We start from the raw sequence: 25956 nt of genomic DNA on the forward strand, positions 1-25956 counted from the left end.
GCGCTGTAAATCAGCGCTGCGCCAGGACCACGCCGCGCTGGCAGAGGTCGCGTAGGGTTGCCATGCCGCCGGCGATGACTTGTTCGGTTTGCGCATGCCCGAGTGTCTCAGCGATCGCGGCGAGGTGTTCGTCGGCACGCAGCGACGGCGCCTTGTCGATGTGCTCGAGCAGCATCGCGGTCACGGCATTCATCTGCATGACCCGCACCGCCTCTTCCCCGGCCAGTTCCCGATAGACGATCAGGAAGGTCGGCGCTGCCGGCTCGGCAGGGAGTTCTCCGGGCGTCAACGCATGCACCGGGTACTGGTAACTGAGCGGATAGGCCAGCGGGGAGACAAGCAGCCGCCGGGGGCCGATCGCCTGGTTGTCGGGCGCTCCGGCGGCCGAAAGGTCAGGATCCGACTGCACATACAGCATCATGCGCAGCCATTCGAAATGCGCGAGCTCCAGCAGGAACTGCGCCAGGGGCTCGCCGTGCGCATCGCGGGCCTCGGTCTGCAGATAGTCGAGGAACTCCTCCGCCGACTCGAAGAACTGCGGTTTCCGGCAGCGATGCAGGACGAAGAAACCGCGGACCAGGGCGTGCCATTCCGCCTCGCCGAAAAACGCGCGAACCGCGGAGAAGGCACGCGACATGTAGCTGTCGATATTGTTGAACACCAGCCGCTGGTAGACCGCCATGCGCGAGGGGTCGACATCCGGCGGGGATGCCACCCGTTCCGGATCGCGAATATTGGCGGTGAACGCGTGCTGCAGGCGACGAAAATCCATCGCCGTCAGCGACCTCCGGCGCCGGCCGTCGCGGTGCCCTGCGCCTGCGCCTGGATCGCCTTGATCCGGGACACTTCCTGCAGCAGGACCGGCAACGGCGGGAAATTGAAATCCCGCTCCAGCACGGTGGGAAAGACCCCGAAGCGCCGGTAGGCCTGCTGCAGCAGGCCCCAGACCGGGTCGATCACGTCGGAACCGTGGGTGTCGATGCGCAGTCCGTCGTCCTCTTCGTGATGGCCGGCGATGTGCGCATAGGCAATGCGCTCGCCCGGGATCCGGTCGAGGAACTCGATCGGGTCATAGCTGAAATTAATGCTGTTGACGAAGATGTTGTTGACGTCGAGCAGCAGTTCGCAGTCGGCCTCGTCGAGGACCGCGCAAACGAAATCGATCTCGCTCATCTCGGCGCCGGGCGTGGCATAGCAGGAGACGTTCTCTACCGCGATGCGCCGCCCGAGGATGTCCTGCGCGCGCCGGATGCGGCGGGAAACGTAATCGACCGCCTCTTCGGTAAACGGGATCGGCAGCAGATCGTACAGCGCGCCATCGTCTCCGCAGTAGGACAGGTGTTCCGAGTAGTAGCGGATACCGAACGCGTCAAGGAAATCCCGCACCTGCACCAGGAACGCCTCGTCCAGCGGCGCCGGCCCGCCAAGCGACAGCGACAGACCATGGGAGACGAACGGGTACTGCTCGGTCAGGGCCCGGAAGCGCTTCGCACGCGCGCCACCGATACCGATCCAGTTCTCGGGCGCAACCTCGAGAAAGTCCGGCCGATCGGATCCGCCCTGCGCCAGCGGCGCCATCAGTGCCCGCCGCAGTCCAAGACCCGCGCCATGCACGGGATACTGCCTGTCGTGCATGGCGCGGCGTGTAGCCTTAGCCGTTGCCACAGCTTCCTTCACCACAGCTACCCTCGGCGTCCTTGTCATCATCGCCGCCGCAGCTCCCCTCGCCACAATTGCCCTCGGCCAACTGATCATAACTGCTCGGGTTCTTCAACTCGTCGGCCTGGAACGGATTGCCGTCAGCCATTGCAGTGGCGGCGAACGAGCAGGCCGCGAAAGCGGTCCCCAGCGCGATGGCCAGCGGTTTCTTCGTTGCCTTGGTTCCCATGCTGTCCCTCCTCGGGTTTTCGGTCACGTGGTCCACGAACATCGTGAACGTCTCAATCCCGGTGCCTCGTCCATTTGTCTACGCGGAGCGACGAGGATTGGTTGCATATTTGCTTCAGGTTTACGCTAGTCCGGCCACCGTCACCTCACCATTGGTGATAGTACGTAGGCGCCAGGTTACGCGTCTGGCCAGAAGCAGGTTGCCCTGGGTAGTGGAGCTACCGAACCGGCACCGCGCCTTGCCAGATGACCAAAACCGGTCTCGGGTGCAGACGCGGGAATAAGTCAGCGTTTCCTTCAGTATGACCCTATAATCGCCATACCATGATCCGGTTTGTCCACCTCCATCGCTGGTCCATGCGTTGCCTGTTGCTGGCGGCTCTGGCCTTCGTGTTGCAGCCTTTGGCGCATGCAGAGCATCGGCTGCTTATGGCCTTTCCGGAGTTGGGCGCCTGTCCGTCGGAAAGCGCCGCTCACGGGGCGCACGACGATCATGACCATCATGCACACGCAGATCATGCCCAGCATGACCTGACGCCGATGCCGATCTGCTGTGACTGCACCTGCTGCAAGCTCAGCGAGACGGTCGCCGAACCAACCTCCGGGCTACCGCCGACACTGGCGGCGGCGCAATCGGCGATGCCGGCGCCGAGCCGAAACGAACCGCTGCCGCCGGACCCGTCGTTCCTGCGCCCCCCGAGCCAGGCCTCACCGCTCTCCTGACGGACGTCGTCGTCCGGCCCGCCTCGTGCCAACAACGGCCCTGAGCGCCCGCGCTACCCAGCGGCGGGTGTTCTGCGCCTGTCGGGGTCATTGGCGGGTCGCGGATAGCCCGTTTCAGGAGAACACCAACAATGAACGCTCATCGTTACGTGAGCCTGTTGCTCGCCGGCGCCCACCTGGCGCTGTCACAGGCCGTCACGGCCGACACCCATCACCTGCAGCTCTCGCCGCTTGCCGTGGAGTCGACCGGACCACTCGGCACCCTGCCGAGCGAGCAGGACACCGCCCGCGAGCTGCGCACGATCCCCGGCGGCGCGACCCTGGTTGACGAAGACCGGATCCGGCGTGGCCGCGCCGCCAACCTCGCCGACGCCATTGGTGACACCCCGGGTGTGTTCGCCCGCTCCCGCTTCGGCGCCGACGAACTGCGCCTGTCGATCCGTGGCTCGGGCATCTCGCGCACCTTCAACACCCGCGGCATTCGCCTACTGCGCGACGGCCTGCCGGTGACCGAGGCCGATGGCAACACCCGCACCCAGCTCATCGACCCGCTGACCGCCCAGCACCTCGCCGTCTACCGTGGCGCCAATGCCCTGGGTTTCGGTGCCTCGACCCTGGGCGGTGCCATCGACCTGGTCTCGCCCACCGGCTACAGCGTGTCGCCGCTGAGCCTGCGCGCCGAGACCGGTTCCTTCGGCTATGCCCGCGCCCAGGCCCGGGCCGGCTGGATCGCTGAGGACGGGCTGGACGGCGTCGCCGCGCTGACCGTCGGCCGCGATGACGGGTTTCGCAGCCAGGGTGGGCAGCAAACGCTGCGCCTTTACAGCAATCTGGGGATCCAGCACGACGAGGACCGGCAGACCCGTTTCCACCTGGACCTGCAGGACAGCCGGGTCGACCTGCCTGGCTCATTGACCCGCGCCGAGTTCCGGGACGACCCGCGCCAGGCCGATCCGGCGAATCGCGACGTGGATGCCGCCCGCGACCTGCGCCTGGGCCGGCTGGCGGTGCAGCGCGGTATCCGCACCCGCGGCGATGACACGCTGACCCTGGGGGCCTTCGTCCAGCACCTGCGCATGGACCATCCGCTGCCGTTCGCGCAGATCGACAGCAGCCAGGACGATGTCGGGCTCAGCCTGCGGCATCGCCTGCACGGCCAGCTGCTGGGACTCGACAATCGCTTCACCTGGGGCGCGCTGGCGGTCACGGGCCGTGAACGCAACGAGCAGGAGAATCGTTTTTCCGGTGTCGTGACACGGCGGCTGAACAGCGCGTCGACGCTGGAACTCTATGCCGACAACCAACTGGCCCTTACCGCCCGCACCACGCTGGTGACGAGCCTGCAGGCGAGCTGGGCCGATCGCGAGGAGGATGTGCGCACTGACAACGCCGCTGAAGGACGCCGCATCTACCGTGGCCTGAGCCCGCGCGTCGGCCTGCTGCACCGGATCAGTGACGACATCCAGCTGTTCGGCAACCTGAGCCGCAGCCTGGAGCCGCCGATCAACGGCGAGCTGGTCAGCGAGGACGGCTCGCTGGTGCGTCAGCAACGGGCCGATACCGCCGAGATCGGCCTGCGCGGCGCGACCGCCCGCGCGTCCTGGGAAGCGGTGGCCTACCGCGCCTGGCTGCGCGATGAAATCCTGGTCTTTCAGGATCCGGACAACCCCGGCGACACGCTGACCAGCAACGCCAACCGCACCATCCACCAGGGCCTGGAACTGGCCGTCCGGTGGCGGACGCCACTGGCGGCGCTGGGTCGGCCCGACGATCGGCTGACCACCTCGCTCAACTACACGCTGAACGATTTCCGCGGCCGCAACGATTCGCTTTGGAACAACAACCGCATCCCCGGGGTGCCCCGCCACGTCGGCCGTATCGGCCTCGAATACCGGCATGCGGGCGGCTTCCATATCGGCCCGAATGTGCAGTTCACGAGCCGGAATCTCGTCGATTTCGCGACTAGCCAGAGTGCGTCCTCCTATGCCCTGCTCGGCATGCTCGCCGGTTACGACAGTGGCGACGGCTGGCGACTGTTCCTGGAAGGACGCAACCTGACCGATCGCCGGCATGCCGAGACCACCAGCATCGTCGCCCGGGCGGACAACGACGACCGGCTCTACAATCCGGGCACGCCGCGCGCCGTCTATGGAGGTGTGCAATGGGACTGGTAACACGACTGCTACTACTGCTGGCACTGGCACTTGCCGGCTGTCAGCAGACGGCCGAGCCACCCGAGCCGGATCTCCACCATCTGGCGGAAACCGACCATCCTGTGGTCAGCCTGGCCGTTACCGCCGATCGCGACCGGCTGCATGTGGCATGGGCCGAGGAACAAGCCGACGGCGCGTATTTCGCACGCCACAGTCACAGTGAGGACGGTGGCGGGAGTTGGAGCGACCCGGTGACCATCGACACCGATCAGCGCGCCCCGAGTCGTGTCCATCGAAGCAATGATTTGCGCATTGCCGCGCACGGAGATCACCTGCTTGTAGTCTGGCAAACCCGTGGCGACGGCTTCGCCGACAGCGGTCCGATGGTGATGGCCGAATCAGAGGATGCGGGCCAAAACTGGATGGCGACTCCGCCACCGGCCAACGAGGAGGACAGCCAGGCCCACGGATTCTTCGGCCTGCATGCCGACGCTGAGGGAACCTGGCACCTGGCCTGGCTGGACATGCGCAATGGGGCGCAGGGGCTGCGCTATGCCCAACGCCCGCCAGACCTGCAAGACTGGAATCTGACCCACACGCTGGATCCCGCCACCTGCCAGTGCTGCTGGAACACTGTTGCGTCGGCCGATGACCGACTCTGGGTGCTGTACCGGGCGCTGGACCCGCGCGACATGGCGCTGGCGAGATCCGAGGACGGCGGCGGATCCTGGCAGCTCGATGGCGTGGTCGGCGGGTTCGACTGGGACGTGGACGCCTGCCCCCATGTTGGCGGTGACCTGGCGCTCGACAATGGCACGGATCCACGGCTGCATGCGCTGGTCTGGACCGGGGAGGAGCAGGCTGCGGGCGTGCATTACCTGCACGCCCCGGCCGACAACACCACGAGTTGGTCCAGCCCCCGCCGCCTCGGCGGCACCGAGGCCGGGAACCCGGCCCTGGTCTCGACGGACGCTGGCAGTCTGCTGGCAGCCTGGGACGAGCACAATCGCATCCATGTCGCCACCAACAATAACGGTGACTGGCTTGAAGCGACTGTGAGCAGCGAGGACCGACGCGCCAGCCATCCCTTGCTGACCACGACCCGACACGGCACGCAGGTCTTCTGGACCGAACGCGATGCGGACGGCCAGCGGCGCTGGGCCATGGCCCGGCTGCCGGCCGAGCGGACACGTGAAGCCGAGTGAGTCCAGACCAGTGCGAGCCACGTCACTGGTTGGGCTTCGAGTCTGGGGGCGGGAGACGCAGTCGCGGGACCGCCATGAACGCATCCATTCGCGCATGACGGCCGTCATGGCGGTTGGCACCGAGTGCCGGGGGAGGAGAAGGTTTTTCATCGGACCTGTTGAACCGCAGGTTCGTCAGTCCGAGGAAAAGCTTGTCCTCCCCCGCCATGGGGTCGGAAGAATAGGTGCCTCTCCTTAAACACCTCGCCGAAATCAGCGACAATCACGAAATGAGCTACCGCATACGAATAGAACCTAGTGGCCACGCCTTTCTCGCCGAAGCCGGCGAGTCGGTGCTCACCGCGGCCTTGCGCCACGGACTGGCGATCCCCTATAGCTGCCGCGGTGGCACCTGCACCACCTGCATGGGCAAGGTTGTGGAGGGTGAGATCCGTTACCCGGGAAACCGTCTGCCGGAGGCACTGGACGAAAAGGAGGATGCCGTCGGCCAGGCGCTTTTCTGCCTGGCCGAGCCCGCCAGTGATCTGGTGATCGAAGTCCGCGAAGTGCGGGATACCGTGGACATCACGCCGCGCAAGCTCCCCTGCCGTGTGGCAGACATGACCCAGCTCAATCACGACGTGATGCGTCTGTTGCTGAAGCTGCCGGATCAGGACCGGCTGCAGTTCCTCGCCGGACAATATGTGGACATCCTGCTGCGGGACGGCCGCCGCCGCAGTTACTCGCTGGCCAACGCGCCACACGACGACGCGCTACTGGAACTCCATGTACGCAATGTCGGCGAGGGCGCCTTCAGCGGCCATGTCTTCGGGGAAATGCAGGAAAAAGCGCTGTTGCGGCTGGAAGGACCGTTCGGCCGCTTTTTCCTGCGCGAGGATTCCGACCGACCGGCATTGTTCGTCGCCGGCGGCACCGGCTTCGCACCGATCAAGGGCATTCTCGAACATGCCTTCGCGGCAAACCTTTCGCGCCCACTGCACCTCTACTGGGGCGCGCGGACCCGCCAGGATCTGTATCTGCCGGATCTTCCGGGCCGCTGGCAGGCCGAGCACCCGAACTTCAGCTACACGCCCTGCTTGTCTGAACCGACACCGGACGACAACTGGGACGGCCGGATCGGACTGGTGCACAATATGCTGCTGGCGGATTACCCGTCGCTGGCCGACTACGATGTTTACATGGCCGGTCCGCCCGGCATGATCGCGGCGGCCCGCCGGGATTTCATGGACCACGGCCTGGACCCGGAACACCTGTTCGCCGACCCCTTCGATTACGCGCTGGACGGCGAGCTACCCGCATGACGCCGGAGTCGCTCGCCCTGCAGGACCGGCTGCTGCCCGGTGTCTCGCGCACCTTCGCGCTGACCATTCCCCAGCTTCCCGAGGAGCTGCGGCCCGCCATCACCAATGCGTATCTGCTTTGCCGGATCGCCGACACCGTCGAAGACAGCACTGAAATGGCGCCCGATCAAAAGGAACTCCATTACGGGCGCCTGCTGACGGCGCTGGACGATGATAGGACCGCGGACGCCTTCGCCAACGCCCTGCTTGAAACCGGCATGATCCGGGATCCGCTGGAGCGGGAGCTGATCGGCGAAACCAGGGGCGTGCTGACCGCCCATCGCGAGCTGCCGCAGCCGCAGCAAGATGCGCTGCGAACCTGCCTGCGGACCATGTGCCACGGGATGGCCCGGTTCGAACACGAAAAGAATCCCAACGGCCTCGCCGATCGGGCCCTGTTGCGGGATTACTGCTACGTGGTGGCCGGCTGTGTCGGTGAAATGCTGACCGAGCTGTTCGTCGACGCAAATCCACGGCTGGCGCCACAGCGTCGGGAATTGCGGGACCTGGCCGTTGCCTTCGGCCAGGGTCTGCAAATGACTAACATCCTGAAGGATGTCTGGGATGACCGCCGTCGCGGCATCTGCTGGTTGCCCCGTGACGTGTTCCGGGCGCACAGCCTGGATCTGGAAACAGCGGAGCGCTGGCACACGCTGGAATCGTACCGTGACGGCATCCGCTTCCTGGTTGCGGTTGCCTACCGGCACCTGCAATGTGCCCGGGATTACACCTTGCGGATTCCAGCGGAGGAGACTGGTATCCGACGATTCTGCAGCTGGGCCATCGGCATGGCGCTCTACACCTTGCGCAATATTGCTGCAAACACCGGCTTTACCACCGGCGAGCAGGTCAAGATCTCGCGCCGGCGGGTGCGTCTGATCGTGGCAACGTGCAATCTGTCCGCCAGCAGCGATAGGCTGTTGCAACTGGCCTTCCAGATCGGTAGCCGAGGCCTGCCTCAGGTCAAAGAACAAGAAATCGGCCGCTTGCGAGCCGGGGAGAATCACGCATGAACTCTATCGGTCGCGCCCCGACTGCGCTCCGTCTGTTACTCGTGATCGTTGCCATGACGATGATCACCGCCTGCGCCAGCACGCCGCCAACGCCCAAGGAAGAGGTGTACGACCCGCTGGAGCCGATGAACCGCAGCATCTACAGCTTCAACCAGCGTCTCGACCGGTTCGTGGCCGCACCGCTGGCAAGGGGTTATGTGCGGGTAACACCCGAATTCATGCGCGACGGGGTAACCAACTTTTTCCGCAACGCCCGCTATCCGGGAACAATCGTCAACGGGATGTTCCAGGGCAAGTGGGGGCAGAGCGGCCGTGACTCGGGACGCTTCCTGATCAACTCCACGGTAGGCGTACTCGGTCTGTTCGACGTCGCCCAGCATGTTGGCCTGGAGCGCAACCAGGAGGATTTCGGCAAGACCCTGGCCGGCTGGGGCGTCTCCGAGGGCGCACACCTGGAGATTCCCGCGCTGGGGCCGAGCAACACCCGAGACGTGCACGACATTCCGGTGAGCACGGCCACCAATGTCATCACCTATCTGGGCGGCTGGACCGTGGTGCTGCCGTTCTACGTACTGGAGGCGGTTAACACACGCGCCCGCCTGGACACCGCAGCCCGCTTCCGCAGCGAAGCCGCCCTGGATGAATACGTGTTCACCCGCGGCGCCTACCGCAGCCACCGCAACAACGTGATCTTCGAAGGCAGCCCGCCGGAAGTGGATCCGTTTGATGAGTTGGAGGATTGGTAACGCGGCCTTTTGGCCGCGAGTTTTCAGTGTTCAGACTTCAGTTTTCAGACGGGGGGTTGGCCCTATCTGAAAACTGAACACTGAACACTGAACACTGAAACCTGAACACTCCTCATCAAATCTCCGCCAATAATCTCCCGACCATCCCCTCCGCCTGCCGGAAATACCCCCCGCCAAACAGATTGCCGTGGTTCAGCACATGGTAGAGCTGGTACAGGTCGCGACGGACCGGATAGCCGGGGTCGACGGGCCAGGCACTTGCGTAGGCCTGGTAGAACGGATCGGGAAAGCGGCCGAACAGTTCGCTCATGGCCAGATCGCACTCACGGTCACCGTAGTGGGTGGCCGGATCGAAGAGTACGCCGTTGCCGGCGGGGTCGAAGGCCACATTGCCGGACCAGAGATCGCCATGCAGCAACGAGGGAACCGGCCGGTAGCCATTGAACAGGGCGGGCAGTTGTTCCTGCAGTCGACGGCCTGCGTCGATTAGCTGGCGGTTGCCCCCGCCGCCTGCCGCCAGATCGAGCTGGAAGCCCAACCGCTGGTCCGCAAAGAAGCGGCACCAATCCGCGTCCTGGCGGTTGGGCTGGGGCGTCGAACCGATGGTGTTGTCTCGATGCCAGCCGTGGGTGTCGGCCGTCTGCCGGTGCATTTGCGCCAGACGCTCCCCGAGGCCAGCCCAGTCACCGCGGCCGCGCAGATCGATCCACTCCAGCGCGATATAGCTCTTGCCATCGGCCAGGCCGTGCGTGATCACCTGCGGCACCCGGATACCGTTGGCGTCGGCCATCGCGGTCAGGCCTTCGGCTTCGGCCTCGAACATGTCCAGGGCATCGGACCGATTGGTTTTCACAAAGACCGCGTCATCGCCGGATTCGAGTCGCCAGGCCGCATTGATGCTGCCCCCGGAAACCGGTGTCGGACGAGCTGCGCGGAAATCCCTGCCCAGTGCCTCGCCGATCCGCTGTTCGATCTCAGACCACATGGCCTGCCGTCTCCTCTACTGGCTGCCGCGCGACCCGTTGCACCCAGGCCAGGGCCCGTCGCCGCAAGGCGGTCGGCAGGCAAAGCGCGTCGATCCTCTCGGGCGCGGGCGGCGCAAGTTCTATCGACCGCTGCTGCGACCAGTCCACCGGCACCTGGCAGTGAATCGTCGCCAGGCGCCGCGACAGATAGGCCTGATCCCGATGCGCCTCGAGCAGCCGGGCAGCGCGGGCCGCACCGCGCATCGGCAGGCCCGGCACCTGATCCAGTCGGGCATAGATCCCGTCCAGGCTGCCCAGCTCCCGCAACAGCACGGTTGCCGTGCGCGGGCCGATGCCCGGCACTCCGGGGATGTTGTCCACGCTATCACCGGCCAGCGCCAGCAGGTCGGCGACCTGGTCCGGACGCACGCCAATCTCCCGGAGAACGCCATCGCAGTCCAGATTACGCCGGCCGCCGGCGTCCCAGAGCCGATCACCCGGCTCCAGCAGCTGCGCGTAATCCTTGTCCGAAGTGAGAAACCGCATGGCGAAGCCGTGTCGGCGAAAATGCCAGGCCGCGCTGCCGATCAGGTCATCCGCCTCGTAACGCTCGCTGCGCAAGGCCGGCAGGCCGAGCGCGCGCGTCAGTTCCTGACAGATCTTAATCTGGCGTTTCAGGTCTGCCGGCGCCTCGAGCCGGTTGGCCTTGTAGGCCGGGTAGAAGTCATTGCGAAAACAGGTGCTCAGACTCTCGTCGAAAGCGGCCAGGGCGTGGGACGGCCGCGAGCCGTCAAGCAGGTCGAGCAGGAAGCGCCCATAGCCGTAAACGGCATTGGCCGGCCGACCTGCCTCGTCCCGCAGACTGTCATCCACCGAAAACCAGGCGCGGAAGATATAGATGCTGGCGTCGATCAGGAAAAGCGGCGGCATGGGGGAATTAAGCCACGACTGATCAGCCTCAAGCGGTTTCCTCGCGTGCCGCCTGCAGCCCGGTATCAGCGGCATCCTCCAGCACACTGCGGCCGGTCAGCCGGTTCACGGCGCTGAGTACGGCCCGCAGCGAGGCAGTGACGATATTGGCGTGCCGCCCCACCCCGTAAAGCGACGTACCGTCCGGTCCGCGCACCTGAACATAGGCGACCGCTTCGGCGCTGTCACCGGCGTTAACCGCATGCTCGTTGTAGTCGGTGACGTGCAACTCGCAGCCCGTGTGCGTGCGCAAGGCCTGCATGAAGGCGTCGATCGGCCCGGTGCCCTGCCCGGCAACGTGATGCTCGTGCTCGCCGTCTCGCAATGTCGCAGTCAGCGTATCCTGACCCTCGGCCTCGGAACTCTCACTGTAGTTGACCAGGGACAGCGGGCTGGTGACTTCGATGTATTCGGCGCGGAACGCATCCCAGATTTCGGCAGCGGTGAGCTCGCGACCCGTACGGTCGGTGACCTTCTGAACCACCTGGCTGAACTCGATCTGCAGCCGCCTCGGCATGACCATGCCGTAGTCCCGCTCCATCAGATAGGCGATGCCGCCCTTGCCGGACTGGCTGTTGATCCGGATTACGGCCTCGTAGTCGCGCCCCACGTCCTTGGGGTCAATGGGCAGGTACGGCACTTCCCAGATGTCCTGCGTTTCCTGAGCCGCAAAACCCTTCTTGATCGCGTCCTGATGCGAGCCGGAAAACGCGGTGAACACCAACTCGCCGGCGTAGGGATGCCGCGGGTGCACCGGCAACTGGTTACAATACTCGGCCAGTTGCACCACCTTGTTGATATCCGAGAAATCCAGTCCCGGATCGATGCCCTGGGTGTAGAGATTCATCCCCAGGGTGACGATATCCACGTTGCCGGTGCGCTCGCCGTTACCGAACAAGGTTCCCTCGACCCGGTCCGCACCCGCCATCTGGGCAAGTTCCGCGGCCGCCACCGCCGTGCCCCGATCGTTGTGCGGGTGCACTGACAGGATGATGCCGTCTCGCCCGGCAACATGCCGACCAAACCACTCGATCTGGTCGGCATAGACATTCGGCGTGGCCATCTCCACGGTGGCCGGCAGGTTGATGATCGAACGCTGGTCAGGCGTGGGTTCCCAGACCGCGTTCACCGCGTCGACAATCTCGACCGCGAAATCCAGTTCCGTGCCGGTGAAACTCTCCGGCGAATATTCGAACTGCCACTGCGTCTGCGGCTGCGCCTGCGCCAGTTTCCGGACCAACTCCGCACCGCGCACCGCGATGTCGACGATCCCGGGCTCGTCCATGCGGAACACGACCCGCCGCTGCACCGTCGATGTCGAGTTGTACAGGTGCATGATCACCGATGGGGCACCACGCACTGCCTCGAAGGTACGCCTGATCAATTCCGGACGCGCCTGGGTGAGCACCTGGATGCTGACACCCTGCGGAATCATGTCCTGTTCGATCAATTCGCGGCAGAAATCGAAATCAGTCTGCGAGGCAGCCGGGAAGCCGACCTCGATCTGGGTAAAGCCCATCTCCACAAGGGCCCGGAACATGCGGCGCTTGCGCTCGCCGGTCATCGGCTCGATCAGGGCCTGGTTGCCGTCCCGCAGATCGACCGAGCACCAGATCGGCGGCTTCTCGATACGCACGCCGGGCCAGCGGCGATCCGGCAGATCGATGGGCGGAAAGGCCCGGTACTTGGTATGCGGCTGCTTCAACATGTCGCGGGTCCTCCCTGCTGCAGGTTCCCGTCGACGCGAATTGCGCAACCGGGGAGCGCCGCACGGCGTCCGGCCACGCTGTACCTCGGGTCAAGGGCCCGGGTCACAGCGAAAACAGTCAGGTTCAGGTGTTTCATCTGGGGCAGATCCGTGTTCGGAAAAGAAAACGAGTGCGAACGAAATGGCGGCCCGACCTCCCTCAGGAAGCCGGGTGAGTCAGTCGCAGAAGCTCGTTCAAAAACACGGACATAATCATGTTCTCAAAGTACGCCTCGCAATGGTGCGTGGTCAAGCGTAAGGCTCGGCCGCCTCGACCACGAAGCGATCCCGCAGGCGACTGCTGCGCGGGAAATGGGCGCGCAGAAATTCCATCTGGTCGGCCAGGATACGACGGCCCTTCAGATACACGTACTCGGCGTGGGTCGGCGTGAACGGCACCGCCAGCAGTGCCATACCGGCCTGTTCAGGGGTGCGTCCGGCCTTGTCGTTGTTACACCGCTTGCAGGAAGTCACCACGTTGTTCCAGGTGTCCTGACCACGCTGGGAGATCGGCGTCACGTGATCCCGCGACAACTGGCTGTTGCCGAAGCGTTCACCGCAATAGAGGCAGATGTGGTCATCGCGGCGGAACAACGCCTTGTTGTCCAGCGGCGGCGTGTAGCCGGCATGGCCCTTCAAGCGGGCCTGCATTGCGCCCTCGGTGGCGATGATCGAATTGAGGTCAACGATACTGCGGAGACCGGTCCGAGCGGAATAGCCACCACGCATGCGATAGAGCAACGTTCCGCAGGTGTAAACAACCTGGCCCAGATGATAGAGACGGACTGCCTCCTCGCAGTTGATCCATTCCAGCGGCATGCCGGAAATGTCCGTTCGCAAGATCTGGTTGCTGGTAAGAATCACGCCTGGCTCTCCTGTCTCGCAGCGCATCGCCACCTGGCGCCTGCGCCCTGTCCGGGGGAGCCCGCATCCTCCGACGTCCTGTCAGATACCGACTCCGTTATTTCCCCATCGCCTCGTTGCGTTACCCCGTGTTGATTTCTAAACCCTTTTATTCCAGAACCCTTTATAAAACGCAATTTTTTCAATGTGATGACCGCTGCAGCAGGAGCGCTGCCGGAACCGGCGCATGGGCACCGGCTTTGAAAATTCGACCGCCGCTTTTATTCTAAGTGCCGTGCCGCGGTGCAGCATACGTTTTTTCTGCCACGCTCGCCGGATATTGTCCGTCTTGGCCACCGGGACGACATTCACCTCGCTCCGCCCTACACTGAGGCGGTGCGTGCCAACAACAACTCCGGAGGACTGCCGATGCCGATCACAGTCGCCGTACCCAAGGAAAGCATGCAGGGCGAGCGCCGTGTCGCGCTGGTCCCCAGCCTGCTCAAGCAGTATGAAAAACTCGATGTACAGCTGGTTCTGGAAAGCGGTGCCGGTGTGGAAAGCGGCTTCGACGACGCCGATTACGAAGGCGTGAAGATCGTCAAGTCGAGCGACCAACTGTTCAAGAAAGCGGATGTGATCCTGAAGGTTCGGCCACCGACCGTGGAGGAGGCAGGCAAGTTGCCGGAAGGGGCCGTGCTGATGGGCTTTCTTGCACCCCATGAGGGCGACACCCGGATCAAGGCGTTGCAGAAGAACCGGATCACCGCCTTCTCGATGGAACTGGTTCCTCGCATATCGCGCGCCCAGGCCATTGATGCACTCTCCTCGCAGGCCTCGATCTCGGGCTACAAGGCGGTGCTGCTGGCAGCCAATCTGAGCCCGCGGCTATTCCCGATGTTGACCACCGCAGCCGGCACCATCAAGCCGTCCCGGGTGGTCGTGGTTGGCGCCGGGGTCGCCGGGCTGCAGGCCATCGCCACAGCCAAGCGCCTGGGCGCCATCGTCGAGGCCTACGACGTGCGCAGCGCCACCAGGGAGCAGGTGCAATCGCTGGGTGGCAAGTTCATCGATACCGGCGTCAAGGCCGAGGGCGAGGGTGGCTACGCCCGCGAACTGACCGAGGACGAGCGGAAGCAGCAGGCCGAGGTGCTGGCCAACCACATCGCCAAGGCGGATGCGGTCATCACCACCGCCGCGATCCCGGGCCGCGAGGCACCGAAGATCATCGACAAGGCGACCGTCGAGCGCATGAAGCGCGGCGCAGTGATTGTCGATCTGGCTGCCGAAACCGGCGGCAACTGCGAGTTGACCAAGGCGGGTAAGGACGTGGATCACAACGGCGTGATCATCCACGGGCCGAAGAACGTACCCAGCGCCCTGTGTCAGCATGCCAGCGAAATGTACGCCCGCAATCTCTACAACCTGCTGACGCTGATCGTGAAGGACGGCGAACTGGCGCTGGACTGGGAGGACCAGGTCCAGGCCGACAGCTGCCTGACCCATGATGGCGAGGTCAAGCACGGCCCCACGCGTGAACGCCTGGAAGGAGACAAGAAATGATTGAGGGATTCACGGCGCTCTATATCTTCATGCTGGCCGCGGTGGCCGGCTATGAGGTCATCTCCCGGGTACCGGTGATTCTGCACACACCGCTGATGTCCGGCTCCAACTTCATCCACGGCATTGTCGTGATCGGCGCGATGATCGCGTTGGGTCATGCCGACACACCGCTGGAACAGCTGATCGGCTTCATTGCCGTGCTGCTGGGCGCGGGCAATGCGGTGGGTGGCTATGTGGTCACCGAACGCATGCTCGAGATGTTCAAGAGCAGCAAGTCGGAAGCCAAATAAGGGGGGCCGGGCATGCAGACAATCATTCAACTGAGTTATTTCGTCGCCGCGGTCCTGTTCATCGTCGGCCTCAAGGGCATGAGCTCGCCGAAGACGGCGCGCACCGGTGTGCTCTGGGCCGGGGTCGGCATGATCGTGGCCACCGCAGTCACGTTCTTCTATCCGGGCATCACCGGGGTCAGCAACTATGTGCTGATCATCCTGGCGCTCGCCATCGGTGGCGGCATTGCCTGGAGTTCCGGCAAGAAGGTCGCCATGACCGACATGCCTCAGATGGTGGCCCTGTACAACGGCATGGGCGGCGGCTCGGCAGGCGCCATTGCCGCGGTCTATCTGCTGGCGGCACAACGCGACCTGGTCGACAGCGGGCTGCAGTCGGTGCAGCAGCAGATGGGCAGCGATGTGGCCGTGCTTGCCGTGCTCGGCGGCATGATCGGCACCGTGGCCTTCTCCGGCTCGCTCATCGCCTGGGCCAAGCTGGACGGCCGTTTCAACCGTAATTCCCTGGTGCCGGCCCAACAGATCGTCAACATCGTGCTGTTCGCAGCGCTGGTGCTGACCGGCATCTGGGTGCTGTTCACCGGCGGCGTGTTCCCGATTGCGCTGTTCTTCCTGCTGGCACTGACATTCGGTGTCTGCATGACGGTTCCGATCGGCGGTGCCGACATGCCAGTGGTGATCTCGCTGTTCAACGCCCTGACCGGCCTTGCTGTCGGCTTCAAGGGCTATGTGCTGGCCAACCCGGCGCTGATAATTGCCGGTACCGTGGTCGGTGCCGCCGGCATGCTGCTGACGCACCTGATGGCCAAGGCAATGAACCGCCCGATTAGCAATGTGCTGTTCAGCGGCTTTGGCACCACCGGTGCGGCAGATGGCGACGGTCCGGAAGGCGAGATGAAGGACGTCGGCGCCGAGGACGCGGCCTACATGATGGCCTATGCCGAGCGGGTCATCATCGTGCCGGGTTACGGCATGGCAGTGGCTCAGGCCCAGCACAAAATCTGGGAACTGGTGCAGTTGCTGCAGGCCCGTGACGTGGAGGTGAAATTCGCCATCCATCCGGTGGCCGGCCGCATGCCGGGTCACATGAACGTGCTGCTGGCCGAGGCTGGTGTTCCCTACGACATGATCTTCGACATGGAAGAGGTGAACGAGGAGTTCAAGATGACCGATGTGGCGCTGGTCATCGGCGCCAACGATGTGGTCAACCCGGCCGCCAAGAAGGACGAAAGCAGCCCGATCTACGGCATGCCGATCCTGGACGTGGAGGATGCGGAAAACGTGCTGGTGATCAAGCGCGGTCGCGGCACCGGCTTCTCCGGCGTCGAGAATGCCCTGTTCTACGGCGAGAACACGCGCATGGTGTTCGGCGACGGCGCCCAGGTGGCGAACAAGATGGTGGCTGCGGTCAAGGAACTCTAGACGCCTGCTCGTTCCCGCGACATACGACGCCCGACGGCAATCCGTCGGGCGTTTTTTTCGCCAACCACCCAACCGCCAGGGAACCCCTGACGCAGGTGCGCTGGTGCGAGTGCTCAGCCCACACGTAGGGCCAGGTCGAAACTGCGGATGATATCCAGGCCATCGTAGTCCGGCAGCGCCGCACTCAGGATCGCGCAGAGACGTTGCCGGCTCTCGATATCCGGTGAACATGGCAGGGCGAGGAGGTAACGCGCCAGGGCCGAACTGGCATCCGCCAGTGGGTCGGAGGCAGGCACCCGCGCTCCCGGTCTGTCCGCAAGGGCGAGCACCAGGCGTTGCTCGATGCGCTCGGCATCCAGTTCCCGCGCCAGCAGGCCTGTCCGCAGTTCGGCCAGACCCGGCACCGGATCAGTCCGCAGTCGCGCCTTCAGGGCATCGCGTGCCTGTCGCAGCGGACGTAGAACGTCCACCTGCCAGCGCCCGGATTCAGCCGCAATTTCCGCCGCCGCGGACGGCCGGATGGCGCCACGGCCATCGACGGCCAGCAGGATCAGACTCAGCATTGCGGTCACACTCAGACCCAGCCGGTCCTGGCAGAGCAGACAATGTTCGGCCATGCCAGGCTGCTGATACAGGTCGACCATTTCCTGCCAAATACCGTCGTCTGCCATTACCGTTTCGCAAGTCCGCATGTTGGGTTATTCACACAGCCGGTTCGGGTACGCAACCTTGCGTGGCGACGCGAACCTAATCAATACGCAGAAACGAACCCGAAACTGTTGTTTTAATAACCTTTTTTCGACACGCACGGTCAAACCGGAGATCCATGCCTGACAGGATGCCGTTGCGGGCATCGGGGCTGAATTTCTTCCACAGACTTATCCACAGGCATGCGCGCGACGAGGCCGATGGCCGACATCCAGTCCACAAACACAATCGGTTAGGCTGCACGGCGTGAGCAAACCTTCATCCATTCTACAGGTCGCCGTCCCCGGCCCCTTTAGCGGCCCGCTGGACTATCTGCCGCCATCAGGCGATGGCCCCGGCCCGTTGGCCGGTGCCCGCGTTCGCGTACCCCTGGGGTCGCGTCGCGAGGTCGGCGTCATCACTGGATTATCCGAATCAAGCGATCATCCGCGAAAGCGGTTGCGGCCGGCGATTGAGATCCTCGACCAGAGACCATTGCTGGACGCGCCCACGCTGGGCCTGGCGCAGTGGGCCGCCCGCTATTATCACCACCCGATCGGCGAGGTCCTGGCCGGCTGCCTTCCCACCAGCCTGCGGCGCGGCCAGTGGCCGTCGGCGCCATCAGTCAGTGCCTGGCGCATCAACGACGATATTCCGGAAGAACAATGTGCACGGCAGGTGCAACGGTCGCCGCGTCAGGCCCAGGTGCTGGCCCGCGTGACTGCCTGCGGCGGCGCGGCGACTATCGGGGACTTGCAGGATCTTGATGGCGACTGGCGTGGCGCCATTCGACATCTGGTGGACAAGGCGCTGCTTGAGCCGATAAGCGAGTTCGAGGCCGCGACATACCCCACCGAGGCGCCTGAGCTGAACGATGAGCAGCATGCGGCAGTCACGGCAATCTGCGCCGCACTGGATAAACACGCGGTTTTCCTGCTTGACGGCATCACCGGCAGTGGCAAGACCGAGGTTTACCTGGCAGCGCTGCAGGCAACGCTGCGCGCTGGCCGCCAGGCCCTGGTGCTGGTGCCGGAGATCGGTCTGACACCGCAACTGGTGCAGCGCTTCCGTCAGCGGCTGGGTACCCGCCTGGCGGTGATGCACTCCGGTCTTTCCGACGGTGATCGCGCAAGGGCCTGGCTGGCCGCCCGGGACGGTACCGCGGACGTGGTCATTGGCACCCGTTCGGCACTGTTCACGCCGCTGGCGCGGCCCGGCCTGCTGATCGTCGACGAGGAGCATGATCTGTCGTTCAAGCAACAGGACGGCTTCCGTTATCACGCCCGGGATCTGGCGGTGGTCCGCGCGCACCAGCTTGGTGTTCCGCTGGTGCTCGGTTCTGCCACGCCGTCACTGGAAAGCCGGCACAACGCGCAGCAGAGACGTTATCGGCATTTGCAGCTGAACCGCCGTGCCGGAACGGCCAAACCGCCTGCAGTCCATCTGCTGGATCTGCGCGGCCAGCCTCTGCAGGCCGGGCTATCGCCGGAACTGATCCGCCAGATGCACCGGCACCTGAACGACGACGGCCAGGTGCTGCTGTTCCTCAACCGGCGTGGCTACGCGCCGGTGCTGCTCTGCCACGACTGCGGCGGTATCGCCGAATGCAGCCGTTGTGATGCGCGGCTGACGTACCACCGCGCGGCCAGCCGCCTGCGCTGCCATCACTGCGGCTATGAGCGGCCGGTGGACACCCGTTGCGGGGACTGTGGCAGCACCACGCTGCAATCAGTCGGTCAGGGCACCGAGCAGCTGGAGTCCATGTTGCAGACCCTGTTTCCGGAACATGCAGTCAGCCGGATAGATCGCGACACCACGCGCCGCCAGGGCGCGATGGAGGCGCTATTGGACGACGCGCACAGCGGCCGCTCCCGCATCCTGCTTGGCACCCAGATGCTGGCCAAGGGCCATGACCTGCCGGATGTCAGCCTGGTCGGCATCCTCGATTGCGATCAGGGCCTGTTCGGTGCCGACTTTCGCGCCACCGAACGCATGGCACAGCTCATCGTTCAGGTGTCCGGCCGCGCCGGACGCGCGGAACGCGCCGGCGAGGTCCTGCTGCAAACGCATCACCCGGAACACCCCTTGCTGGTGCGTCTGCTACGCGACGGTTATCGCGCCTTTGCCGACGATGCGCTGAAGGAACGGCAGTTGATGGGTCTGCCACCCTGCGGCCATCTGGCCCTGCTGCGGGCCGAAGCACCAACAGCCGGGCCACCGCGCGCCTTTCTCGAGCAGGCCCGGGGCCTTGGCGTTGGACTCGCGGGTCCCGGTCTGTCACTGCTCGGGCCGGTGCCGGCGCCGATGGAACGGCGGGCCGGCCGCTTCCGGGCCCAATTGCTGGTGCAATGTGGCGACCGCCCGACCATGCAACGCTTCCTGTTCAGACTGCGACCAGGGCTCGCCGATCTGCCGCTGGCACGCAAGGTCCGCTGGTCGCTGGACGTGGATCCGCAGGACATGCTCTGAACCATCCTCGCGAGCACCCGACGCTCATTGGATGGGGCTAGGGAAACACTGATTTATTCCCGCGTCTGCGCCCGAGACCGGTTTTGGTCATCTGGCAAGGCGCGGTGCCGGTTCGGTAGCCGTCGCTACCGGGCCGGGGACGCAACGCCGCCAGGGGCCAAAACCGGCCGGGCCCTTCGGGTTGGGCCGCATTTTTCCCGAAGGCTGCGTTGCGCTGCTTGACCGCAGAATCACTGCGGCGCTGCGCAGCGCGCCTTGCCTCGGAAAAAATGCGGACTCCAACGCAGGCGTGCGAATAAATCAGTGTTTCCCTAGGCGGCCGCCCCTTGAATCCGCCTGTTCACAACGGATAATACCGGTCCACATCCGCTACCGATCCCGCCACATTCATGAAAAATCAGATTCACGACCTGCTGCACGGTGCAGTCCAGCAACTGACCCGCGATGGCCTATTGCCTGAAGACACGCAGGTCGCGATCCAGGTGGATCGGACCAAGGACAAGGCCCACGGCGACTTCGCCGCCAATACAGCGCTGATGCTGGCGAAACCCGCGCGGCGCAAGCCCCGGGAGATTGCCGAAGCGCTGGTTGCCGCGCTGCCGGAGAGTACGGCGGTGGACCGCGTCGAGATTGCCGGCCCGGGGTTCATCAATTTCTTCCTCAGCAGGGATGCCGCGTTCCAACCGGTGCGTGACGCGCTGGACCAGGCCGAACATTACGGCCATGCCGAACCGGGCAGTGGCCAACGGATGCTGGTGGAATTCGTCTCCGCCAATCCCACCGGCCCGTTGCATGTCGGCCACGGTCGTGGCGCGGCCTTCGGTGGGGCGCTGTGCAATCTGCTCGCCGCCGCCGGGCATAGGGTGCACCGCGAATACTATGTAAACGATGCCGGTCGGCAAATGGACATCCTGGCCACCAGCGTCTGGTTGCGGTACCTGGAAGCCCGTGGTGAATCGATTCGCTTTCCGGACAATGGCTATCGCGGCGATTACGTGCGCGGGATCGCAACCGCGCTCGCTGCCAGCGACGGGGACCGCCTGCGGCACCCCGCAGCCACTGTAATGGCCGATTTGCCGGCCGATGCCGCCGACGGTGGCGACAAGGAAACGCACATCGATGCACTGGTTGACCGCTGTCGCGGCCTGCTGGGCGAGGAGGCCTATCGACAGGTCTTCGACCGCGCGCTGGACACGGTGCTGGACGACATCCGCGACGATCTGGCCGGCTTCGGCGTCACCTATGACGAATGGTTTTCCGAGCGTTCGCTGACCAGCAACGGCGCCGTCGACCAGGGGCTGCAGCGGCTACAGGATCGGGGCGAACTATACGAGCAGGACGGCGCAATCTGGTTCCGTTCCAGCACCTATGGCGACGAGAAGGACCGCGTTGTCCGGCGCGACAACGGCGCTATCACCTACTTTGCCTCGGACATCGCCTACCATCTGAACAAACTGGACCGGGGTTTCGACCAGATCATCGACATCTGGGGCGCTGATCACCACGGCTACGTGCCCAGGGTCAAGGCCGCATTGACTGCGAGCGGCGCTGATGCCGGCAGGCTGGACGTTCGGCTGGTCCAGTTCGCGATCCTGTATCGCGGCAGCGAGCGCATGCAGATGTCGACCCGCTCCGGCCAGTTCGTGACACTGCGTGAGCTGCGTGATGAAGTAGGTACGGACGCGGCCCGGTTCTTCTACGTCATGCGCAAGCCCGAGCAACACCTGGATTTCGACCTGGAGCTGGCGAAGTCGCGCTCGGCGGAGAATCCCGTTTACTACGTGCAATACGCCCATGCCCGGATCTGCAGCGTGTTCCGGCAACTCTCGGAAAAGGGCCTGCAGCACGACGAGGCGCAGGGCCTCGCCAACCTCGAGCGACTGGACAATGAACGCGAGCAGGCCCTGGTGACCGCGGTCGGCCAGTATCCGGAACTGATTCGCACGGCCGCGCTGGCTCGTGAACCGCACCAACTGGCCCACTACCTGCGTGAACTCGCCAACGCCGTGCATACCTATTACAACGCGCATCAGTTCATCGTCGACGACGCGGCACTGCGTGACGCCCGGCTTTGCCTGGTGGCATCTGCGCAACGGGTGCTGCGAAACGGCCTCGGCGTACTCGGCGTCAGTGCCCCCGAGGCAATGTGAATGGCGGCAAGCAAACGAAGAAAACCGGCGAAACGCGGTGCGCAGCCCCGCCGCAAGTCACGCAGTCGCGGCAGCGCACCCGCCTGGTTCTACATGCTGCTGGGGTTCGTTCCCGGGCTGGTGATCGCCTGGATGGTGCACAACTACCATGTCGGCGAGGATCCTGAGCAGCTCGCGGACAGCGAGCCGGTCACCCAGGCCGACGACGTGGCCACCAGCCGCGATGATGACGACCGCCCCCGGTTCGAGTTCTACAAGCTGCTTTCGGAATCGGAGGTCGTGGTGCCGGACGAACCGGTGGAATTGCGGCGACGGCCCGACGAAGAGGAAGAGACAAGTCTCGGCCTGGAAGAGCAACCGGTTCCCGAACCACCGACGGCGGAGACGGACGACGATCCACCCAGCGAGGAACGCGAAACGGCCGAGGCCCAACCGGAAGCCGAGGACGTCATCCAGTACCTGATCCAGGCCGGCTCGTTCCGAAACCAGGAAGACGCGGACCGGCTGCGCGCCCGGATGGCGCTGATGGGGGTCGAGGCCGAAATCCAGAGCGTGCAGATCGAGGGCGGCGAAACCTGGCATCGCGTGCGCGTCGGCCCGATCACCGACCGCGACCGCGCCGACCGCGTCCGCGCCCGCCTGGAAGAGGAAAACGTCAGTAGTATTTTGTTGCGTACCCGCGGTTGAACCGCGGGTACGCGTTTTACGTTTAATGTTTAAGGTTTTACGTTGCTTAAAACGTTAAACGTTACACCTAAAACGCGCTCTGCCATCCGTCAGAGCGATTTAATATTTCCATTCTCGAACAGCGCGCGCTTGGCCCGGAACAGCGCCGAGATGTCCTCCTCGCCGAAGCCTGCCTCCAGCAACCGTTCGTAGTGCTTCAGGGTCATTTCGATGACCGGCAGCGCAACGCCCAGGTCGGCGGCCATGCGCTTGCAGATGGACAGGTCCTTGTGATGCAGGGCCAGCTTGAACCCCGGTTCGAATACGCCGTCGACCATGCTTGCGCCGCGTTTTTGCAGGAACCAGTTGCCGGCCGCGCCGCCGCCGACCACCTCAATGACCTTGGCCATATCCAGGCCCGAGGCCTGACCGAAGGCCAGCGCCTCGGTCACCGCCTGGTTGATCCCGGCGGCCATGATCTGGTTCACCGCCTTGGTCGCCTGGCCGCTACCCGCCGGCCCCATGTGCGTGGTCTGCTTGCCCATGGCCCGGAACACCGGCATCAGTTCCTCGACCACCGCCGCCTCGCCGCCCACCATGAACACCAGTTGACCGGCCTCGGCCCCCTCCCGGCCGCCGGAAACCGGCGCATCCAGGAACCGTGCACCGGCACCGCCAACCATTGCCGCCGCCTGTCGCGCGCTGTCGACGGCAATGGTGGAGCAATCGACAACGGCCTTGCCCGCGGAAAGCCCCGGTTGCAGCGACTGGATCACCTCCAGTACATCGGCATCCCGGGACACACAGGTCAGGATTACCTCGCAGCGGCGGGCAAGGTCGGCAGGGTCGGCGGCCGGCGTGACGCCGAGTTCTGCGGCCAGTGCCTCAGCTCGCGCCCCGGTCCGGTTCCAGACCGCGGTGAGCAGGCCGTTGGCGGCCAGATTGCGCACCATGCCGGTGCCCATGGCACCGAGACCGATCACTCCCGTTTTCATTGCCAACTCCGTATTGCTTGTGACTCAGGGAAACGCTGATTTATTCGCACGCCTGCGTTGGAGACCGGTTTTGGCCCCTGGCAGCGTTTCCCTCGGATTTCAGGGACGTGTTTAGGGCGTTGCCAGGTAGGTGTAGGCGTCCAGGCCCGCCTCCAGTTCTGCGAAAAACGCCTCCTGCTCCTCGGCTGTCAATTCGGCCGCCTGCACCCGTCGCCGGTAGCCGTCCAGCAAGGCATCACGCTCGAAATGTACATAGCGCAACACCGAGGCGACCGTGTCACCGCGGGCCGGTTCGCTCAGCCGGTAGCCATCGGCGCTGAGTTCCAGGTTCACTGAATCGGTGTCGCCGAAAAGATTGTGCATATCGCCCAGGATCTCCTGATAGGCGCCAACCAGGAAGATGCCCAGTCGATAGGGCTCGCCCGGTCGATAGGGCGGCAACGGCAGTGTGCTCTCCACACCCTCGCCATCCACATAGTGGCGAATGCAGCCGTCCGAATCGCAGGTCAGATCCTGCAGCACGGCGCGACTCTCGGGGCGCCGGTCCAGCCCGGCCAGCGGCAGGATCGGGAAGACCTGGTCGATGGCCCATACATCCGGCATGGACTGGAAGATCGAGAGATTGCAGAAGAGCTTGTCCGCCAGCTTCTCGTTGAGTTCGTCCATGACCTCGCGGTGATTGCGGGCCCTGGGATTCAGCAACGGCTGCACGCGCCAACAAGCCAGGCGATAGAACTGCTCGGCCTGGGCCCGCTGCGGCAGGTCCAGTACACCGTGCACATACATGTCCTGGGCATCCTGCAGGCCGTGCACGGCGTCATGATAGAGCTCCAGCGGCGAACCGCTGTGCTCGCCCCGGGCACAGCGCCAGAGATCCTGCAGGATCTGCGGTGCATCGGGTGCCGGGGCCACCGGGTCGCCGTCACTGCCACCGCTGTCGTGATCGATGACATTACTGATCAGCACTGCATGATGGGCAGTGAGGGCACGGCCCGACTCGGAGATCAGGTCCGGTTGCGGCAGGCCCTGTTCGGTGCACAGCTCCCAGACTGCATGCACGATGTTGTTGGCGTACTCGCCGACGCTGTAGTTCATCGAGCAGTAATTGCGTGACCGCGTGCCCTCGTAATCAACGCCCAGGCCGCCGCCGACATCGAGCACCTGCACCGGCACGCCCAACCGATGCAACTCGGCATAATAGCGCGCGGCCTCGCGCATGCCGCGGCGGATATCCCGAACGTTGGGGATCTGGGAGCCCAGATGGAAATGCAACAGGGTCAGGGTGTCCAGCGCATCCTCGGTCCGCAAGCGCTCGACCACCGACAGCGCCTGCGCCGCGGTCAGGCCGAATTTCGATTTCTCGCCACCGGTGTTCTGCCACTTGCCGGCACCAATCGAGGCAAGCCGCAGACGCATGCCGAACCGGGGCCGAACACCCATGGCCCGCGCCTCCCGCAACACCAGGTCCAGCTCGGAGCGTTTCTCCAGCACGATGAAGACCCGCAGACCCAGCCGCTGGGCCAGCAGCGCCAGGCGAATATAGCCACGATCCTTGTAGCCATTGCAGACCACCAGCGAGTCGGGCGCAGCCATCGCCAGCACCGCCATCAGCTCCGGCTTGCTGCCGGCCTCGAGTCCCACCCGCTGGCCACCGTGGTGCAGGATGTCCTCGACCACGCGGCGCTGCTGATTGACCTTTATAGGGTAAACGGCCGTGTAGCTACCCCGGTAGTCATGCCGACTGATGGCCTCGGCGAAGGCATTGCAGAGGGTATCCACCCGGTCACGGAGCACGTCGGTGAAGCGCACCAGTACCGGCAGGGAGAGCCCCTGCTGCTGGAGCTTATCGGCGAGATCGGAAAGCACGATGCCGGACCGCCCCGCGTCCCGATCGGGATACGCGACGATGCGGCCCTGCTCGTCGATATCGAAATAACCGCCACCCCAGCGACGCACATTGTAGATACCGCGTGCCTGCGCAACGTCCCAGTCAGCCATGGCCAAGACCCCCCCTGTTCGCGGCCGCACATGGTATCACCGGCCACGGGTAGACAACGGGTGACAGGGCCCACCGGGCTTGGCGATAATCCGCCGCGTTCAATTCCATTCGGCGGAGCAGGTAC

General features: G+C 64.6%; 23 protein-coding genes. 12 read left to right on the forward strand and 11 right to left on the reverse strand.

Annotated elements, in window-relative coordinates:
* Positions 1–10: 10 nt before the first annotated feature.
* Genes M0534_RS02290 through M0534_RS02300 form a run of 3 tightly spaced genes read right to left on the reverse strand, consistent with a single transcriptional unit; the run spans position 11 to position 1888 of the window.
* On the reverse strand, positions 11–772 hold the full coding sequence (locus M0534_RS02290) for an HvfC family RiPP maturation protein (protein ID WP_248566800.1): 762 nt from the start codon (positions 770–772) through the stop codon (positions 11–13).
* A gap of 5 nt (positions 773–777) precedes the next feature.
* On the reverse strand, positions 778–1635 hold the full coding sequence (locus M0534_RS02295; protein WP_248567132.1) for an HvfB family MNIO-type RiPP peptide maturase: 858 nt from the start codon (positions 1633–1635) through the stop codon (positions 778–780).
* A 16-nt stretch (positions 1636–1651) separates the two neighbouring features.
* Positions 1652–1888, reverse strand: coding sequence for an HvfA family oxazolone/thioamide-modified RiPP metallophore (locus M0534_RS02300; protein WP_248566801.1), 237 nt, complete (start codon positions 1886–1888; stop codon positions 1652–1654).
* Between the two features lie 323 nt (positions 1889–2211).
* Here M0534_RS02300 and M0534_RS02305 point away from each other — a divergent pair, with 323 nt between their 5' ends.
* The 6 genes from M0534_RS02305 to M0534_RS02330 all read left to right on the forward strand — a co-directional run bounded on the left by M0534_RS02305 (position 2212) and on the right by M0534_RS02330 (position 9067).
* The gene (locus M0534_RS02305) at positions 2212–2610 is read left to right on the forward strand and encodes a hypothetical protein (RefSeq protein ID WP_248566802.1); all 399 of its coding nucleotides are present in this window, start codon (positions 2212–2214) and stop codon (positions 2608–2610) included.
* Between the two features lie 131 nt (positions 2611–2741).
* On the forward strand, positions 2742–4784 hold the full coding sequence (locus M0534_RS02310; RefSeq protein ID WP_248566803.1) for a TonB-dependent receptor family protein: 2043 nt from the start codon (positions 2742–2744) through the stop codon (positions 4782–4784).
* Entirely contained in the window at positions 4772–5968 is a 1197-nt protein-coding gene (locus M0534_RS02315) for a sialidase family protein (RefSeq protein WP_248566804.1), read from the forward strand. The genes M0534_RS02310 and M0534_RS02315 overlap by 13 nt, the downstream gene beginning before the upstream one ends.
* Before the next feature lie 224 nt (positions 5969–6192).
* A complete protein-coding gene (locus tag M0534_RS02320) occupies positions 6193–7269 on the forward strand; it encodes a CDP-6-deoxy-delta-3,4-glucoseen reductase (protein ID WP_345894692.1) in 1077 nt (358 codons plus the stop codon).
* Complete coding sequence (locus M0534_RS02325; RefSeq protein ID WP_248566805.1) at positions 7266–8321, forward strand: phytoene/squalene synthase family protein; 1056 nt, start codon at positions 7266–7268, stop codon at positions 8319–8321. Before M0534_RS02320 ends, M0534_RS02325 begins: the two co-directional genes overlap by 4 nt.
* The gene (locus M0534_RS02330; protein WP_248566806.1) at positions 8318–9067 is read left to right on the forward strand and encodes an MlaA family lipoprotein; all 750 of its coding nucleotides are present in this window, start codon (positions 8318–8320) and stop codon (positions 9065–9067) included. Before M0534_RS02325 ends, M0534_RS02330 begins: the two co-directional genes overlap by 4 nt.
* A gap of 115 nt (positions 9068–9182) precedes the next feature.
* Here M0534_RS02330 and M0534_RS02335 read toward each other — a convergent pair whose 3' ends face one another.
* The 5 genes from M0534_RS02335 to M0534_RS02355 all read right to left on the reverse strand — a co-directional run bounded on the left by M0534_RS02335 (position 9183) and on the right by M0534_RS02355 (position 13948).
* Entirely contained in the window at positions 9183–10052 is an 870-nt protein-coding gene (locus tag M0534_RS02335; protein WP_248566807.1) for a fructosamine kinase family protein, read from the reverse strand.
* Entirely contained in the window at positions 10042–10962 is a 921-nt protein-coding gene (locus M0534_RS02340) for a 5'-3' exonuclease (RefSeq protein WP_248566808.1), read from the reverse strand. Before M0534_RS02340 ends, M0534_RS02335 begins: the two co-directional genes overlap by 11 nt.
* 28 nt (positions 10963–10990) lie before the next feature.
* Complete coding sequence (leuA, locus tag M0534_RS02345) at positions 10991–12709, reverse strand: 2-isopropylmalate synthase (protein ID WP_248566809.1); 1719 nt, start codon at positions 12707–12709, stop codon at positions 10991–10993.
* Positions 12710–12997: 288 nt separating this feature from the next.
* Positions 12998–13567, reverse strand: a complete 570-nt coding sequence (locus tag M0534_RS02350; protein WP_428348274.1) for an HNH endonuclease — start codon at positions 13565–13567, stop codon at positions 12998–13000.
* A gap of 183 nt (positions 13568–13750) precedes the next feature.
* A complete protein-coding gene (locus tag M0534_RS02355; protein ID WP_248566811.1) occupies positions 13751–13948 on the reverse strand; it encodes a hypothetical protein in 198 nt (65 codons plus the stop codon).
* 72 nt (positions 13949–14020) lie between these two features.
* On the opposite strand from M0534_RS02355, the gene M0534_RS02360 reads away from it, so the two are divergent.
* The 3 genes from M0534_RS02360 to M0534_RS02370 are packed head-to-tail and all read left to right on the forward strand — an operon-like array spanning position 14021 to position 16866.
* The gene (locus M0534_RS02360) at positions 14021–15154 is read left to right on the forward strand and encodes a Re/Si-specific NAD(P)(+) transhydrogenase subunit alpha (protein WP_248566812.1); all 1134 of its coding nucleotides are present in this window, start codon (positions 14021–14023) and stop codon (positions 15152–15154) included.
* Positions 15151–15444 (forward strand): NAD(P) transhydrogenase subunit alpha part 2, encoded by a 294-nt coding sequence (locus M0534_RS02365; RefSeq protein ID WP_248566813.1) that lies wholly within the window; start codon positions 15151–15153, stop codon positions 15442–15444. The genes M0534_RS02360 and M0534_RS02365 overlap by 4 nt, the downstream gene beginning before the upstream one ends.
* A gap of 12 nt (positions 15445–15456) precedes the next feature.
* Complete coding sequence (locus tag M0534_RS02370) at positions 15457–16866, forward strand: NAD(P)(+) transhydrogenase (Re/Si-specific) subunit beta (protein ID WP_248566814.1); 1410 nt, start codon at positions 15457–15459, stop codon at positions 16864–16866.
* Positions 16867–16979: 113 nt separating this feature from the next.
* On the opposite strand, the gene M0534_RS02375 is transcribed toward M0534_RS02370, so the two are convergent.
* Positions 16980–17537, reverse strand: coding sequence for a TIGR02444 family protein (locus M0534_RS02375; RefSeq protein WP_248566815.1), 558 nt, complete (start codon positions 17535–17537; stop codon positions 16980–16982).
* A gap of 283 nt (positions 17538–17820) precedes the next feature.
* On the opposite strand from M0534_RS02375, the gene M0534_RS02380 reads away from it, so the two are divergent.
* The 3 genes from M0534_RS02380 (at position 17821) to M0534_RS02390 (ending at position 22859) form a co-directional block, all read left to right on the forward strand.
* Complete coding sequence (locus M0534_RS02380; protein ID WP_248566816.1) at positions 17821–20022, forward strand: primosomal protein N'; 2202 nt, start codon at positions 17821–17823, stop codon at positions 20020–20022.
* Between the two features lie 389 nt (positions 20023–20411).
* Positions 20412–22172, forward strand: a complete 1761-nt coding sequence (gene argS / locus M0534_RS02385; RefSeq protein ID WP_248566817.1) for an arginine--tRNA ligase — start codon at positions 20412–20414, stop codon at positions 22170–22172.
* Positions 22173–22859 (forward strand): SPOR domain-containing protein, encoded by a 687-nt coding sequence (locus M0534_RS02390; RefSeq protein ID WP_248566818.1) that lies wholly within the window; start codon positions 22173–22175, stop codon positions 22857–22859. It abuts the gene before it with no gap.
* Between the two features lie 89 nt (positions 22860–22948).
* Here M0534_RS02390 and M0534_RS02395 read toward each other — a convergent pair whose 3' ends face one another.
* Positions 22949–23833 (reverse strand): NAD(P)-dependent oxidoreductase, encoded by an 885-nt coding sequence (locus tag M0534_RS02395; protein WP_248566819.1) that lies wholly within the window; start codon positions 23831–23833, stop codon positions 22949–22951.
* 111 nt (positions 23834–23944) lie between these two features.
* Positions 23945–25831 carry a biosynthetic arginine decarboxylase gene (speA, locus tag M0534_RS02400; protein WP_248566820.1) on the reverse strand — a complete coding sequence of 629 codons (1887 nt, stop codon included), beginning with the start codon at positions 25829–25831 and terminating at the stop codon, positions 23945–23947.
* Between the last annotated feature and the right edge of the window lie 125 nt (positions 25832–25956).

The sequence above is a fragment of the Methylonatrum kenyense genome (assembly GCF_023195885.1).
Taxonomy (GTDB): Bacteria; Pseudomonadota; Gammaproteobacteria; order Nitrococcales; family Aquisalimonadaceae; genus Methylonatrum; species Methylonatrum kenyense.

Coding starts and splice junctions, on each gene's coding strand:
- speA (WP_248566820.1), bottom strand. CDS start 25,831: ATGGCTGACTGGGACGTTGCGCAGGCACGCGGTATCTACAATGTGCGT.
- M0534_RS02310 (WP_248566803.1), top strand. CDS start 2,742: ATGAACGCTCATCGTTACGTGAGCCTGTTGCTCGCCGGCGCCCACCTG.
- M0534_RS02330 (WP_248566806.1), top strand. CDS start 8,318: ATGAACTCTATCGGTCGCGCCCCGACTGCGCTCCGTCTGTTACTCGTG.
- M0534_RS02300 (WP_248566801.1), bottom strand. CDS start 1,888: ATGGGAACCAAGGCAACGAAGAAACCGCTGGCCATCGCGCTGGGGACC.
- M0534_RS02375 (WP_248566815.1), bottom strand. CDS start 17,537: ATGGCAGACGACGGTATTTGGCAGGAAATGGTCGACCTGTATCAGCAG.
- M0534_RS02370 (WP_248566814.1), top strand. CDS start 15,457: ATGCAGACAATCATTCAACTGAGTTATTTCGTCGCCGCGGTCCTGTTC.
- M0534_RS02365 (WP_248566813.1), top strand. CDS start 15,151: ATGATTGAGGGATTCACGGCGCTCTATATCTTCATGCTGGCCGCGGTG.
- M0534_RS02390 (WP_248566818.1), top strand. CDS start 22,173: ATGGCGGCAAGCAAACGAAGAAAACCGGCGAAACGCGGTGCGCAGCCC.
- M0534_RS02290 (WP_248566800.1), bottom strand. CDS start 772: ATGGATTTTCGTCGCCTGCAGCACGCGTTCACCGCCAATATTCGCGAT.
- M0534_RS02325 (WP_248566805.1), top strand. CDS start 7,266: ATGACGCCGGAGTCGCTCGCCCTGCAGGACCGGCTGCTGCCCGGTGTC.
- M0534_RS02335 (WP_248566807.1), bottom strand. CDS start 10,052: ATGTGGTCTGAGATCGAACAGCGGATCGGCGAGGCACTGGGCAGGGAT.
- M0534_RS02340 (WP_248566808.1), bottom strand. CDS start 10,962: ATGCCGCCGCTTTTCCTGATCGACGCCAGCATCTATATCTTCCGCGCC.
- M0534_RS02350 (WP_428348274.1), bottom strand. CDS start 13,567: ATGCCGCTGGAATGGATCAACTGCGAGGAGGCAGTCCGTCTCTATCAT.
- M0534_RS02305 (WP_248566802.1), top strand. CDS start 2,212: ATGATCCGGTTTGTCCACCTCCATCGCTGGTCCATGCGTTGCCTGTTG.
- M0534_RS02360 (WP_248566812.1), top strand. CDS start 14,021: ATGCCGATCACAGTCGCCGTACCCAAGGAAAGCATGCAGGGCGAGCGC.
- M0534_RS02315 (WP_248566804.1), top strand. CDS start 4,772: ATGGGACTGGTAACACGACTGCTACTACTGCTGGCACTGGCACTTGCC.
- leuA (WP_248566809.1), bottom strand. CDS start 12,709: ATGTTGAAGCAGCCGCATACCAAGTACCGGGCCTTTCCGCCCATCGAT.
- argS (WP_248566817.1), top strand. CDS start 20,412: ATGAAAAATCAGATTCACGACCTGCTGCACGGTGCAGTCCAGCAACTG.
- M0534_RS02295 (WP_248567132.1), bottom strand. CDS start 1,635: ATGCACGACAGGCAGTATCCCGTGCATGGCGCGGGTCTTGGACTGCGG.
- M0534_RS02395 (WP_248566819.1), bottom strand. CDS start 23,833: ATGAAAACGGGAGTGATCGGTCTCGGTGCCATGGGCACCGGCATGGTG.